Origin of the sequence: Aeromonas sp. 62-46 (genome assembly GCF_001898585.1) — a bacterium.
In the GTDB taxonomy this organism is placed as follows: Bacteria; Pseudomonadota; Gammaproteobacteria; order Enterobacterales; family Aeromonadaceae; genus Aeromonas; species Aeromonas caviae.
The window spans coordinates 60,550-74,386 of record NZ_MKUI01000003.1 but is presented as its reverse complement, the minus strand read 5'-3'; the positions used below and the strand labels follow the sequence as shown (position 1 = coordinate 74,386).

The 13,837-nt window shown below is 62.8% G+C and carries 11 protein-coding genes; 6 read left to right on the top strand and 5 right to left on the bottom strand.

Translation table 11 applies throughout. The annotated features are described in order from the left end of the window. Positions 1-56 precede the first annotated feature (56 nt). On the bottom strand, positions 57-791 hold the full coding sequence (locus tag BGO64_RS00480; protein ID WP_286699967.1) for a CHAD domain-containing protein: 735 nt from the start codon (positions 789-791) through the stop codon (positions 57-59). Between the two features lie 12 nt (positions 792-803). Next, a complete protein-coding gene (locus BGO64_RS00475) occupies positions 804-1,076 on the bottom strand; it encodes an acylphosphatase (protein WP_010674727.1) in 273 nt (90 codons plus the stop codon). 85 nt (positions 1,077-1,161) lie between these two features. Between BGO64_RS00475 and BGO64_RS00470 the strand changes: the two genes are divergently transcribed. Next, positions 1,162-2,592 carry a methyl-accepting chemotaxis protein gene (locus tag BGO64_RS00470; protein ID WP_286699966.1) on the top strand — a complete coding sequence of 477 codons (1,431 nt, stop codon included), beginning with the start codon at positions 1,162-1,164 and terminating at the stop codon, positions 2,590-2,592. Between the two features lie 183 nt (positions 2,593-2,775). Beyond that, positions 2,776-3,969, top strand: coding sequence for a class I SAM-dependent methyltransferase (locus BGO64_RS00465; RefSeq protein WP_039039155.1), 1,194 nt, complete (start codon positions 2,776-2,778; stop codon positions 3,967-3,969). Positions 3,970-4,435: 466 nt separating this feature from the next. On the opposite strand, the gene BGO64_RS00460 is transcribed toward BGO64_RS00465, so the two are convergent. Next, positions 4,436-5,080, bottom strand: coding sequence for a glutathione S-transferase family protein (locus BGO64_RS00460; protein WP_286699965.1), 645 nt, complete (start codon positions 5,078-5,080; stop codon positions 4,436-4,438). Positions 5,081-5,339: 259 nt separating this feature from the next. Between BGO64_RS00460 and BGO64_RS00455 the strand changes: the two genes are divergently transcribed. The 4 genes from BGO64_RS00455 (at position 5,340) to BGO64_RS00440 (ending at position 9,675) form a co-directional block, all read left to right on the top strand. After that, a complete protein-coding gene (locus BGO64_RS00455; RefSeq protein WP_286699964.1) occupies positions 5,340-6,524 on the top strand; it encodes an acyltransferase family protein in 1,185 nt (394 codons plus the stop codon). A 348-nt stretch (positions 6,525-6,872) separates the two neighbouring features. Then, positions 6,873-7,910 (top strand): selenide, water dikinase SelD, encoded by a 1,038-nt coding sequence (selD, locus tag BGO64_RS00450; protein ID WP_286699963.1) that lies wholly within the window; start codon positions 6,873-6,875, stop codon positions 7,908-7,910. After that, on the top strand, positions 7,907-9,037 hold the full coding sequence (mnmH, locus tag BGO64_RS00445; protein WP_286699962.1) for a tRNA 2-selenouridine(34) synthase MnmH: 1,131 nt from the start codon (positions 7,907-7,909) through the stop codon (positions 9,035-9,037). Before selD ends, mnmH begins: the two co-directional genes overlap by 4 nt. Further along, positions 9,031-9,675, top strand: coding sequence for an MBL fold metallo-hydrolase (locus BGO64_RS00440; protein ID WP_139736310.1), 645 nt, complete (start codon positions 9,031-9,033; stop codon positions 9,673-9,675). Before mnmH ends, BGO64_RS00440 begins: the two co-directional genes overlap by 7 nt. Here the strand turns inward: BGO64_RS00440 and BGO64_RS00435 are convergent. Together BGO64_RS00435 and BGO64_RS00430 are read right to left on the bottom strand one after the other, a co-directional pair. Beyond that, positions 9,651-10,667, bottom strand: a complete 1,017-nt coding sequence (locus BGO64_RS00435; protein WP_039039149.1) for a response regulator — start codon at positions 10,665-10,667, stop codon at positions 9,651-9,653. The two genes, BGO64_RS00440 and BGO64_RS00435, sit on opposite strands and share 25 nt — an antisense overlap. Further along, entirely contained in the window at positions 10,664-13,834 is a 3,171-nt protein-coding gene (locus BGO64_RS00430; RefSeq protein WP_286699961.1) for a hybrid sensor histidine kinase/response regulator, read from the bottom strand. Before BGO64_RS00430 ends, BGO64_RS00435 begins: the two co-directional genes overlap by 4 nt. Positions 13,835-13,837 lie beyond the last annotated feature (3 nt).

The following is a 13,837-nucleotide window of genomic DNA, read 5'->3' as shown; positions in this document are numbered from 1 at the left end:
ACAGTCCCAATGAAAAGAGAGGCCAATGGCCTCTCTTTTTTTATCTTGTGGGGTGCTTACTGCCCGCTCTGCAGCAATGCCATGCGAAGGGCGACCAGCTCCGCCTGATGGCAATCCAGTTGCAGTAGTTGGCAGCGGATCTCTGTTTTCAGGGCTCGCCGTTGCTGGCCCCGCCCCGTTTCGCCCCCAAGGCGTCTGAGCCATTGGCGCCTGTCCTGCAATTGCCCAAGCCGCTCCTGCCAGCTCACCAGCATGGACAACCAGGCCGGATCCCCTCCCCCCTGTGCCGTCAGCAGCTCCATCCCGTAGCGCGCCTGTTTCAGCACCAGACGCAGCCGGTGCCAGCACCGAAGTTTCGCCCTGGTGCCCACAGGAAGGGAGGTGGTCTTCGCCAGTGCATCCGACAGTGACAGCGCCAGATGCAGCTGAAACAGCGACAAGAGATCGACACCGACGGGCACCTCTTCCAGTCGGGCCAGCCAACGGGCAAGCAGGCCGGTCAACAGGGGGACCCGTGGCAAGCGGTTCTGCCGAAGCGAGCCACCATGATGCTGCGCATAGACCTGGGCATCGCGCAGGGCGGAGAGCGTGCCGACGGCACGGGTCAATCGCCGCTCCAGCTCGGGCTCATGAATGAGGGGTCGCCACAGGGCGAGCAGCGCCAGCAGGCGGCGGGCCGCTATCCGGTAGGCATGCACCTCTTCCATCCCCTTGTGCTGGCGCAGTGCCAGGGTCGCCCCCCGATATTGCCCAACGAGCCGGTTGGCCTGCGCAATCCCGCTCTCCCCCATGAACCCTCCCGGCTAGTTGGTATGAAAACCGGTTCCAGTGGGTGGCAACGCCTGGGTGCACTCCATTCGGGTGACGGTGGCGGTTCGGGGCCCGTGCTCAAGCCAGCCCAGCATCATCTGTACCTTCTGTTCGGGACCGGCAATCAGGATTTCCACCGAACCATCTTCCAGGTTGTAGGCATGCCCCCGCAGCCCCAGTTGCAGCGCCCGCTCCCGGGTGAAGTAGCGAAACCCCACCCCCTGAACCTGACCCCACACCCGCACGACAAACGATTGCTCTCCCATTTATCACACCTTTCCCTTAAGTAATTTTTCCCCGGGGCGATAATGAGCGCGACACTCTCTTCCCCTTGCAGGACGCAATACCATTATGAAAGAAGTAAAGTTTCGGTGGGTTGACCGTTATCTCATTCACCTCACGATCAGCGAGAAATTTCTCATCACCTTCTGGTGCCCCCTGGTGTTCATCGCCTTCCTCACCTGGTATCTGCTGGCCGACGGCCATGATCAGGCGATGCAGCTCAGAGTGGATCAGCTAAAAGGGCGGGTCGAGACCACGGCCCAGCTGGTGAGCCAGCAGCCGACCCTTACCCTGCCCGCGGATCTCGTACTCACGCCTGGCGCCGCCACCGGCCTTAGCCAGCAGGGAGACATCTATCGCTATGGCGCCAGCGCAGGTCAGGCGGGCGTCGTCTCCGGCACCCTGGATACGAGTCACTACGCCCTCTGGGATGGTCAGGGCACCACGCTCACCATCATCGCGGTGCTGGCCGCCCTGCTGGCCCTCATCACCCACTATCTGATGACCTTTGTCTCGGGGGCGCTCTACTCCACCAACAAGGCATTGCAGACGGTAGCGAACGGCGATCTCACCTTCCGGCTCAACTTCTTCCCGGTGCGGGACGAGTTCTCCATTCTGGCGGGCAGCATCGACACCTTCACCGACCGCCAGCACAAGATAGTGCAACTGGTGGAAGAGTCCGCCGATGCCCTTACCCTGGCCGCAGACGAATTTCGCGAGCATGCCAGCGACGGCGAGCAGCTTGCCCGCGCCCAGCGCCAGCACATGGACTCCCTGGCCGCCGCCATGGAGCAGATGTCCGCCGCCATCCGGGAAGTGGCCCGCAACGCCAACGACACCCTGCTGCAAACCCGCCAGTCCAGCGACGAGGCGACTCACGGGGCACAGCGGGTGGCACGCACCATCACCGCCATCCGCACCCTGGCGGACGAGATTGGCAATGCCTCGGGCGCGGTCGAGCGGCTGACTCACAACGCCAATCGCATCAACGAAGTGGTCAACGTCATCAACGCCATCTCCCAGCAAACCAACCTGCTGGCCCTCAACGCTGCCATCGAGGCCGCCCGGGCTGGTGAACAGGGACGCGGCTTTGCGGTGGTGGCCGACGAGGTGCGCACCCTCGCCAGCCGCACCCAGCAGGCCACGGTGGAAATCCAGCAGATGATCGAGGAGCTCCAGGCCGGTACCGAGGCGCTGAACGACATCATGGAGAAGACGGTGGGGCGCGCCGCCGACAGCCAGCAGCTCATCACCGAGGTGGGCATGGATATCGAGCGGCTCAGCAACCACAGCCATGCGGTCCTGGAGATGAGCACCCAGATCGCCACCTCCAGCGAAGAGCAGAGTTCGGTGGCCGAGGAGATCACCCGCAACCTCGACAAGGTGCGCCACGAGGCAAGCCGGGTGGAGGAATCCGCCAGCGCGGCGGTCGCCGGCACCACCGGCCTCAAGGGAACCGCCAGCGAACTCGGTCAGGCGCTCACTGGCCTGCGGATCTGACCACTCCGGCAGGCCATCGTCCAGATGGCCTGCCATGTCTGGGCCAGGCGCTGGGGACGTGCTAAACAGCCCGTTCGACCCTGACCGCGTGTGGATGCACGGATCCCGGTAGACGCGGCTTGCGTGCCTACCCTCACAGCCCCTACTATATGCCCCCTTCTTTTCTACCATCGGCAACTACCCATGAGCGCTTCCATCTATCTCGTCAAAGGCCGCGAAAAATCCCTGCTGCGTCGCCACCCCTGGATCTTCTCCAAGGGCATTGAGCGGGTGCAGGGCAACCCCGTTGACGGCGATACCGTCGAGATCTTCACCCATGACGGCAAATGGCTCGCCCGTGGCGCCTGGTCCGGCAGCTCCCAGATCCGTGCCCGGGTCTGGACCTTCGACAAGGATGAGAGCGTCGATCTCGACTTCTTCATCCGTCGCCTCAAATATGCGCAGGAGTCCCGTGACGGGCTCATCAAGCGTCAGGGCCTCACCGGCTATCGCCTCTGCGCCGCCGAATCCGACGGTCTGCCGGGCCTCACCATCGACCGCTACGCCGACTTCCTGGTGTGCCAGATCCTCTCCGCCGGTGCCGAGTTCCAGCGCGAGCTGATCACGCAAGCCCTGCGTACCCTCTACCCCGAGTGCAGCATCTATGAGCGCTCCGACGTGGCCGTGCGCAAGAAGGAAGGGCTGAAGGAGCGCACCGGCGTCATCCATGGCGAGACCCCGACCGACCCCGTGGTCATCGAGGAGAATGGCGGCGTCAAGATCCTGGTAGATATTCGCAACGGTCACAAGACGGGTTTCTATCTGGATCAGCGGGATAACCGCCTTGCCGCAGCGAAATACACTGAAGGCAAGCGGGTGCTCAACTGCTTCTGCTACACCGGCGGTTTCGGGGTCTATGCCCTCCAGGGCGGTGCCAAGGAGGTAGTCAACGTCGATCTATCCCAGAATGCGCTGGACATCGCCCGCCAGAACGCCGAACTGAACGGTCTCGATACCAGCAACACCCAGTTCGTGCGTCACGACGTCTTCAAGCTCTTGCGCGAATATCGCGAAAAGGGCGAGAAGTTCGATGTCATCGTGCTGGACCCGCCCAAGTTTGCCGAGAGCAAGGCCCAGCTGCTGGGCGCCTGCCGCGGCTACAAGGACATCAACATGCTGGCGTTCCAACTGCTGGCGCCGGGTGGCGTGCTCTTGACCTACTCCTGCTCCGGCCTGATGGAGCAGAGCCTGTTCCAGAAGATAGTGGCCGATGCGGCCCTCGATGCCGGCCGTGATGCCCAGATCCTGGAGCTCCTGTCCCAAGCCTCCGATCACCCCATCGGCACCGCCTATCCGGAAGGCTTCTACCTCAAGGGACTGGTGGTGCGCGCCCGCTAAGCCGAGCAGACCAGCGCAGCCCCCTTGTTCCCGGTGCCAGATCCGGGCCAGGCTGGGTTCTGCTAGTCATCAAAAAGCCCGCGATCAAAGCGGGCTTTTTTTATGCGGCCGCCAAAGAGACAACCTCCCCCCGACTTTGCCACCAACAGCGATTGCTGCCCCCATCCCTCCTCTTCGACTGACGACAGCCATCCTCAATCAAAGGTTGCCGTATCGTTAACCCGATTCTCATCTCTCTATCACTACACAACCCACCAGCAGAGACATGCCCGGCATTTTTTTATGCAAAAGCATGAAATATTACGCATCAAAATTCAAAAATCCTCGGGGAAATATCAGCCATAAACGCATATCCACTCATTTTAATGAATATTGCTGTTTTCCCCTGCAATGGATCACGCCATGCCCCTGTCCGCCTCGCACATTGCCTGGGGCGACAATACTCGCCCACCACAAGTCATCCCGCTCAATCACGCGCTGGCGCGCCCAGCGGGAAGTAGTGTCGAAATGGCCTCGCTTCCTCCACCACCCGCACGATGGAGGGATGATTGAGCAGACGGGCGCGATAGGCACGCAGACGGCCATAGCCAGCCGGGATCTCGTGGGCCCAGTCGGCGTAGAAGAGCGAGGGGGCGGCGGCGCAATCGGCCAGCGTGAAGTCTGCGCCGGCAATCCAGTGGCGTCCTTCCAGTCGCTGATCAAGCCAGGGGTAGATCTGATTGAGCAGCTCGCGGGCCTCCGCTACGCCATAGCTGTCACGATCCGCGACCGGGCGCAGCGCATCCAGCACCACTTTTTGCATCGGCGTCATCACATAGTTGTCGAAGACGCGATCCAGCATATGCACCTCCAGACCCGCATCGCCAGGCGGGATCAGGCTGACGGGGCCCGGATGGTGCGCCTGCAGATGGGCGACGATGGTGCTGCTCTCGAGGATGCAGCGACCATCATCCAGCAACACCGGGAAGCGCTTGAGTGGCCAGAGGGCGGCAAGTTCGGCGTTCGCCGCCGGCTCTTCGAGATTCCGGTACTCGAACAGGGTGGCATTCTCGTAGAGAGCGATCAGCACTTTCTGGCTGTAGGACGAAAAGGGGTGGGCATAGAGTTTCATGGGGATGTTCCTGACGCTCAGAGGGATGACTTCCCTAGTCTAGATCCCCTCTCTATTTTCGATGCGTCCCTATCCCATGCTGGTTTTAGGATGATAAACGCCCATTCATGACGGCAATCACACTCGTATGACTCTCTTTTAGGTAGGGTGATCCCGCCTGTGGCCGCCAAGCCGGGGCAGCCGACTCATCAGGGTTGATGAGCGGCACCACAACAAAAATTGATGTCAGGCCAAGCTGAACATCATCAAGGATCCCGTCATGAATCAATCATTGCCGCTGTTGACGCCGCTGCGGGGCATCGCTGCCCTGATGGTGGTGCTGTTCCACGCCCGCTTGCTGCTCTTTCCCCAGTGGATGGAGTCGATCGCCGGCCACACCCAACTCATCGAGAACGGCTACCTCTGGGTCGATCTCTTCTTTATTTTGAGCGGGCTGGTGCTGGCCCACGTCTACGGGGAGGCTTTCACCCGCTCACCCCACACCGTGAGTTATGGTCGCTTCCTCTGGCTGCGGCTCACCCGGGTGTATCCCCTCTACCTGGTGACCCTGCTGCTGCTGGTTGGCTGGGAGCTCTACAAGGCCCACCACGGGATTGGCTTCTTCGCCGGTCCCCTGTTCAAGATGTGGGAGTGGGAAGGAATGCCTCCGTTCGGCTCACCCTTTACCCCGGCCGAGGCGCTGCCAAGCAGCCTGTTGCTGCTGCAGGTGGTGACCGATCACGGATTGACCTGGAACTTCGCCGCCTGGTCCCTCAGCGTGGAGTGGATGAGCTATCTGCTGTTTCCGCTGCTCATTCCGCTCGCCGTCACCCGCAGCCGCTGGAGCAACCTCGCCCCCTTGCTGGCCCTGACGGTGCTGGCCTTTATCGTGCACAGCCGGGGTACCCTGGATGTCACCAGCGGAGCGCTGGCCATCGGGCGCGGGGTGAGTGAATTCGTGCTCGGCCTCTGGCTGCTGCCCAAGGTCAAGGCTGCCCGCCAGTGGCCCATGATGCAGCAAGATCTGCCGCTGCTGCTCGCTTTTGTGCTCCCCTTCGCACTGATGCAGTTCACCATGACACCGTTGTTGACCCTGCTACTGATCAGCGCCTATGTATTGCTGATCTGGATTGCCGCTGCCCAGGGTGATCGCCAGAGCCCGCTGCTGCGCCTCCTGGACAACCGCTTCACCAACTGGCTGGGGGATCTCTCCTACTCCATCTACCTGCTCCACGCCCTGGTGTTGCTCACCGGCTGCGAGCTTGTCCACTATCTGGCGCCGGGGCTCACCGCGTGGTGGTACGCCCAGACCAACCCCTTGCTGGGGGTGCTGGCCACCCTGTTGATGCTCGCCGTGCTGATCGGGCTCTCGGCGCTGAGCTACACCCTGCTGGAGCGGCCGCTGCAACGGCGACTGCGCCGGCTAGGCAAGGCGCCCCAACCAGTGATGGAGCAAGCTGGCTAGTTTCCGTCGCCACATGCTGCCCCGATGCAAGATCGGCACGCCGTCGGGGCGGCTCAAAGTGGGACTAGCCTGAGCAAGGCGAAGAGTACGGCTCTTTTTGAACCCGACAATCCCCTGCGCTTTGTGTGAATTCCAGTTCGAATCAAGAGGGCCGTCTGTGGCATAATGGCCCGTCCTGTGGTCCTCGGCGGGGCTTCGCCGGCGCATCCTTGCCCTCCTCCCGTCCTGCCAGGCAGCCTGACATCACTGTGTTCACAGGCCGCCAGGGCCACCCTATTTTTGCGCGCACATTTGACGGTGCCACAGCAGTTATTTGCACACGCAAGTCTGCCCACACAAGGGGAAAGCATGTCTTCCATTCGTCTGACCCAATACAGCCACGGCGCTGGCTGCGGTTGCAAAATCTCCCCCAAGGTGCTCGACACCATCTTGAAGAGCCAGATCCCGGGCTTTGACGACCCCACCCTGGTGGTCGGCAACAGCAGCAAGGATGACGCGGCCGTGGTCGATATCGGCAACGGTCAGGGTATCGTCTCCACCACCGACTTCTTCATGCCCATCGTCGACGACCCCTTCACCTTCGGCCGCATCGCCGCCACCAACGCCATCAGCGATATCTACGCCATGGGTGGCAAACCCATCGTCGCCATCGCCATCCTTGGCTGGCCCATCAACACCCTGGCGCCGGAAGTGGCCCAGCAGGTGATCGACGGCGGCCGCCAGGTGTGCCACGAAGCGGGTATTTCTCTGGCCGGCGGCCACAGCATTGATGCCCCCGAGCCCATCTTCGGCCTCGCGGTGACCGGTATCGTGCCGCTCAATGCCATCAAGCAGAACGACACCGCCAAGGTGGGTGACACCCTCTATCTGACCAAGCCCCTTGGCATCGGTATCCTCACTACCGCCCAGAAGAAGGGCAAGCTCAAGCCCGAGCATGAGCAACTGGCCCCGGATGCCATGTGCACCCTCAACAAGATTGGCCAGCGCTTCGCCGCCTTACCCGGCGTACACGCCATGACCGACGTGACCGGTTTTGGACTGGCAGGCCACCTGCTGGAGATGTGCGAAGGTTCCGGCGTCAGTGCCCGTCTGGACTTCAAGGCGCTGCCGCTGCTGGACGAGGTGGATTACTACCTGAGTGAGGGCTGCGTACCGGGCGGTACCCTGCGCAACTTCGACTCCTATGGTGACAAGCTGGGCGCCATGGATGATCGCACCCGCAACATTCTGTGCGACCCGCAGACCAGCGGCGGCCTGCTGGTAGCCGTCGGTAAAGAAAGTGAAGCCGAGCTCCTTGCCATTGCCGCACAGGCAGGGCTGACCCTCTCTCCCATCGGCCAGTTGCAGGCCCGCACCGGCAACCAGTTCATCGAGGTTGTCCGATGAGTACCCTGCCACTGGCCACGGATTACGCCCGGATCTTTCTGGATGAGGTTCCACTCATCGATCTGCGCGCCCCCGTCGAGTTCAAGGAAGGGGCCTTTCCCACCGCCGTCAGCCTGCCGCTGATGACGGACGAGGAGCGTGCCCGGGTCGGTACCTGTTACAAGCAGGAGGGTCAGGCCGCAGCCATCGCCCTGGGCCATCTACTGGTGGGAGGCGCGGTGCGCGCCGCGCGCATGGAAAGCTGGCTGGCCAGGTTGCGCCAGCAACCCGACGCCCTGCTCTACTGTTTTCGCGGCGGCCTGCGCTCCCAGACAGTGCAGCAGTGGCTGGCCGAGGCCGGTGTCACCCGCCCCCGGGTCGCGGGCGGCTACAAGGCGCTGCGCCACTTTCTCATCGACACCCAGGCGAAGGCCAGTGCAGAGTGCGACTGGACCGTGCTGACCGGCATGACCGGCTCCGGCAAGACCCACATGCTGGCGCACATCACCCAAGCGGTGGATCTGGAAGGGCACGCCCGTCACAGGGGGTCGTCGTTTGGCCAACTGCCGGGTGGGCAACCCGGCAACATCGACTTCGAAAATCGGCTTGCCATCGAGCTGCTTCAGCGTCGCAACCGGGGAGAGTCACAGTTTGTCCTGGAAGACGAGAGCCGTCTCATCGGTCGCTGCGCCCTGCCACTCAACCTCTATGAGGCCATGTGCCGGGCTCCTCTGGTGGTGGTGGAGGTGCCGCAGGAGGCACGGGCCGAGCAGATCCGCACCGATTACGTGCAGGATCTCTGGCTGCGCTATCTGGAGTTCCATGGGCCAGATGCAGGCTGGCCCCTCTTTGCCGGCTACCTCACCGACGCCATGGCCAGGCTCAAGCGCCGACTCGGTGACAAGGATTATCGCGAACTCGATGGGCTGTTGCAGGCCGCCCTCAGGGAACAGGCCCAGAGCGGGGACACCCGCGCCCATCTGGTCTGGATCAGACTGCTGCTGACTCGCTACTATGACCCCATGTACTGCTATCAGCTGGACAACAAGCGCGAGCGGATCCTGTTTCGTGGTGACAAGGAGGCCTGCCTCGCCTTCTTCGCCAAACGCTCCCCCCTTCAGACCCCTCAGGAGAGTCCCACATGTTGAAGTTCGAGGTGATCCCGGTCACCCAGTTCGCCCAGAATTGTTCTCTTATCTGGTGTGACGAGACCCGCCAGGCTGCCCTCGTCGATCCCGGCGGCGAGGCGGACAAGCTGCTGGCCGCCATTGCCAAACGGGGGCTGACCCTCACCCATATCCTGCTGACTCACGGCCATCTGGATCACGTGGGCGCCGCCGCCGAGCTGCGCGAGAGAACCGGTGTCGCCATTACCGGCCCCCACAAGGAGGATGCCTTCTGGCTCGACATGCTGCCCCAGCAGAGTCAGATGTTCGGCTTCTCCCACACACCAGCCTTCACCCCCGATCGCTGGCTTGCACAGGGTGACAAGGTGCAGCTGGGCCAGTGCGAGCTGGAGGTCTATTTCTGCCCGGGCCACACTCCGGGCCACATCGTGCTGCTCTGCCAGGCAGAACGCCTCGCATGGGTGGGGGATGTGCTCTTTGCCGGCAGCATAGGCCGCACCGATTTCCCGCGCGGGGATCACGGGACGCTGATCAAGTCGATCACCGAGACCCTGCTGCCGCTCGGGGATGAGATCGTCTTTATTCCGGGCCATGGCCCGAGCTCCACCTTTGGTCACGAACGGGCCAGCAATCCCTATCTGACACAGCCCATCTGGTAATCCCCCCGCTCCTCGCGGGCATCCCATTGCGCCTTGAGGCGCAAGATCTCCGGCATGATCTCGAGAAAACGGGAGAGCAGCCGGGGATCGAAGTGCTGGCCTGCACCATCGCGCATGGTAGCCAGCACCCGGTCCAGGGGCCAGGGCTCCTTGTAGGGACGACGCACGCTCAGGGCGTCAAAGACGTCAGCGATGGCCACTATCCGCGACGCCTCGGGGATCCCCTCACCGGTCTCGCCAGCGGGGTAGCCCGAGCCGTCCCATTTCTCGTGGTGGTGCAGGGCAATCTCCGCCGCCATGCGAAAAATGGGGGCATCGGATCGCCTCAGGATCTCGTAACCGATGCGTGGATGACTTCGCATGATGACCCACTCCTCCTCGGTGAGGGGGCCGGGCTTCTTGAGGATGTGGTCAGGGATACCAATCTTGCCCATGTCGTGCATGGGGGCCGCCAGCTCCAGCAGATCCGACTGCTCCGGGCTCCAGCCCGCCGCATCAGCCAGGGCCCGGGCGTATGCGGCCATGCGCCAGATATGCACCCCGGTGTCGGTGTCGTTGTAGTGGCCCGCCTCGCTCAGCATGACGATGGCGGTGCGATAGCTGCACTCGAGCTGATCGAGGCGCACCAGGGAGAGATGATTGCGCACCCGGGCACGCACCGTGCTCGGACAGACCGGCTTGTAGATATAATCCACTCCGCCCGCCTCGAACCCCTGGCTCTCGCTGTCTGCGTTGTCGCTCGCGGTGATAAAGAGCACCGGGATCCCGGCGTGAGCCGGATCGGCCTTGAGCCGGCGGCACACTTCGTAACCATCCATGTCGGGCATGCGCACGTCCAGCAGGATAAGTGCCGGCTCGTGACGCCCCACGGCGGCCAACCCCTCCTCTCCCCCTTTGGCAAAGAAGAGGTTGTACTCCTCTTTGAGGATTTGCCGCAGCAACCCGAGGTTGCTCGGCTCGTCGTCGATGATCAGCACGCGCGGTCGACTCATGGCGCAGGTTCCTCCCGATCCTCCAGATATTCCTCCAGCTTGCGGGTGGCGAACGGGATATCGAACAGCTCCAAGGCTGCGCTTATCTCGCTCACCAGCTCGCAAGGCAAGTGACTCCTTGCCTGGCTCAGCGCCGGCTCAATCAGATCCAGATCCTCGCTCACCAGGGCCTGATGCAGGGCGTGCAGGCAGACCTCCCGCACTTCCCCCTGGGCCAGCGGGGAACTGACCGCGCCCGGCTCGCGCCCGGCATAGGTATCGATGGAGTGTTGTGCACGCTCCAGGGCCTCGAGGAAGGGTGCGATAAGCTGGCTGGTGTCGCCACCCTGCTCGATGGCCTCGTTCAACTCGGCACTGATACGCGCCACATCGGTGAGTGACAGGCTGCCCGCCACCCCCTTGAGCTTGTGGGTCAGGCTCGCGGCCGCATCGGTCTCGTGCTGGGCGATGTAACCCGGCAACACGGTACCGACCGTCATGTAGTCATCGCGAAAACGCCGCAGGTATTTAAGATAGACCGAGGCTTCACCCCAGTTGCGCAGTCCGGTATCGATATCGATGCCGGCCACCGGCTCGTGGGGGAGTCGCTCGTCGTTCACGGTGAGCGGCAGGACTACGTCCGGCAGATAACGCAGCAAGGTCGCGATGAGCTGCTCCACATCGAGCGGCTTGGCTATGAAGTCGTTCATGCCAGAGGCCAGCGCCGCCTCCCGCTGATCCTTGAATACCCCTGCGGTGAGTGCCAGCACGGGAGTCTCCTCCCGCCCCGGCAGCAGGCGCAGGCGACGGGTCGCCTCGTAGCCATCCATCACCGGCATCTGCACATCCATGAGCACCAGATCGATGCGCCGTGCCGGATCTGCCAGGCAGGCCAGGGCTCGCTCCCCATCGATGGCGGTCATCACCTCGGCCCCCTCCCGTTGCAACAAGCGGGTCGCCACCTCCAGGTTGATGTCGCTGTCATCCACCAGCAGTATGTGCACGCCCGGCAGGCGCAGACGGCGCTGGCCACTCTCAAGGGGCTCCACATGCTCGCGCTTCTCGTGGATGAGACGCGCCACCGCGTTGTAGAGACTGGAGCCGGTGACCGGTTTGTGCAGTACCAGATCCACCTGATCCGAGCCGGGGCGGTGCATCAGTTCATCCTGGGAATAGGCGGTCGCCATGATGATGATGGGTGAACGCTCCTGCTGCTCGAAGGCGCGGCGAATGGCCAGGCAGGTCTCGAGCCCGTCCATGCCCGGCATGATCCAGTCGAGCAGGATCACGTCGAAACGCTCCCCCTGGCGCAGCAGATGGTGTAGCGCCTGCTCACCGGACTCCACCACCCGCGACTGCCATCCGAGGGAACCCACCGTCATCGACAGGGCATCGCGGGTCACCTGATTGTCGTCGGCGATGAGCAGCGAGATGTGCTGCAGGCGCTCGTTCAAGGCCTCGGGCCGCTCCACCTGCTCCAGCCGGACGCGGAACCAGAATTCGCTCCCCTTGCCAAGCTCGCTGGTGACGCCGATATCCCCCCCCATCAGATTCACCAGGCGGCGACTGATGGTCAGACCAAGCCCGGTGCCCCCGAAGCGGCGACTGGTGGAGGAGTCTGCCTGGGAGAATGCATTGAAAATGTTGGCCTGCTGCTCGGGGGGAATGCCGATCCCGGTGTCGCGCACCCGAAACAGCAAGGTGGCCATGCCGTCTTGCTCTGATTCCAGCACAACCTTGACCTCCACCTCGCCGCGTTCGGTAAACTTGATGGCATTGCCGGTCAGGTTGAGCAGCACCTGCTCGAGGCGCAGGGCGTCCCCAATCAGATGGGAAACCGGCTCGGGGGCACTGCTCACCACCAGTTCGAGGTGCTTCTGGCCAACGCAGGTGGACATGATGGCCGCCACGTGATCGAGCACCTCTTCGAGACTGAATGGCACCCGCTCAAGCTCGAGCCGACCCGACTCAATCTTGGAGAAATCAAGGATGTCGTTGATGATCCCGAGCAGCGCCTGCCCGGCCTGGTGGATTTTGCGCACCAGGGCATGCTGACCATCGTCGAGCCCTCCCTGTTCGAGCAGGTAGGTCAGCCCCATGATGGCGTTCATGGGGGTGCGGATCTCGTGGCTCATGTTGGCGATGAAATCACCTTTGACCTGTGCCAACCTGGCCGCTTCCTGCTGGGCCAGTTGCTCCTTGTGCCTGCTGCGCACCAGTGCAGCCACACCGGCACCAAACAACAGCAGCAGCACGGCGCTGGCGGCCAAGATGATCCCCCAGATATGAGTGCGAATGGCCTGCAGCTCGCTGTGCGGCACCAGGGACGCGGCTTTCCAGATCAGCTGATCATGATTCTGTGCCGGGTACAGGGTGGTCCAGCTCCAGAGTCCGTCGGCAGACTCCATCTGGCCGTTTGATGCGTCCCAGAACGCCTGCCAGGCCTGGGGAGAAGTCTGCTTCAGAGTCAGATCCGGGCGCTCGAGCATGAAGCCCCACTCCCGGGATGGGTCCGGGCTGCGCAGCCAGTATCCATCCTGGTTGAACAGCATGATGTGATCGGCTGCCTTGCCGCGGTTGTCGGCAAACTCCTTGAGCATACGGGCAGCCTGGACGTTGATTAGCAGCAGACCAAGATCACGTCCCCCAAGGCGCAGACGCTTGGCAATGCGGATCATGGGGTTGAAGGGGCGATCGATCACCCCGTGTTCAACGTTGAGATCGAGCGGCGAGACGTAGACCCGCTCCCAGGGCAGCGCCATGGCATCGCGAAAGTAGTAACGCTCCCCCTTGTTCTGCAACTGGTCGTCCGTCACACGCCACAGACGCTGGCCCTGGCGATCGATGCGCACCCGCTCCATGCCATCCGGGGCAAGCCAACGCACCTGGGCATAGTCGGGATTGCGGTTCAGCAGGATGGTGAACTGGACGGCCAGGGTGTCACGGTCATTGCGAGCCGCCGCTTCGAGCAGGATGGGTTCTTCCGACATGCTGCGCACATGGCGCAGCGGCACCGCCAGCTCGCCGTCAAGGCGGCCGCTGGCAAGCGCCAGGAAGGTGCTTTCATCGCTGCGAACGCGATAGAGCTCGCGCTCGATCAGTGCATTGCCCAGCAGATAGCCACCCGCCAGGACCAGCAGCAGAATAGGTGAAAACAGCAGGATATATGTCCGTACGATTCCTTTCATAAC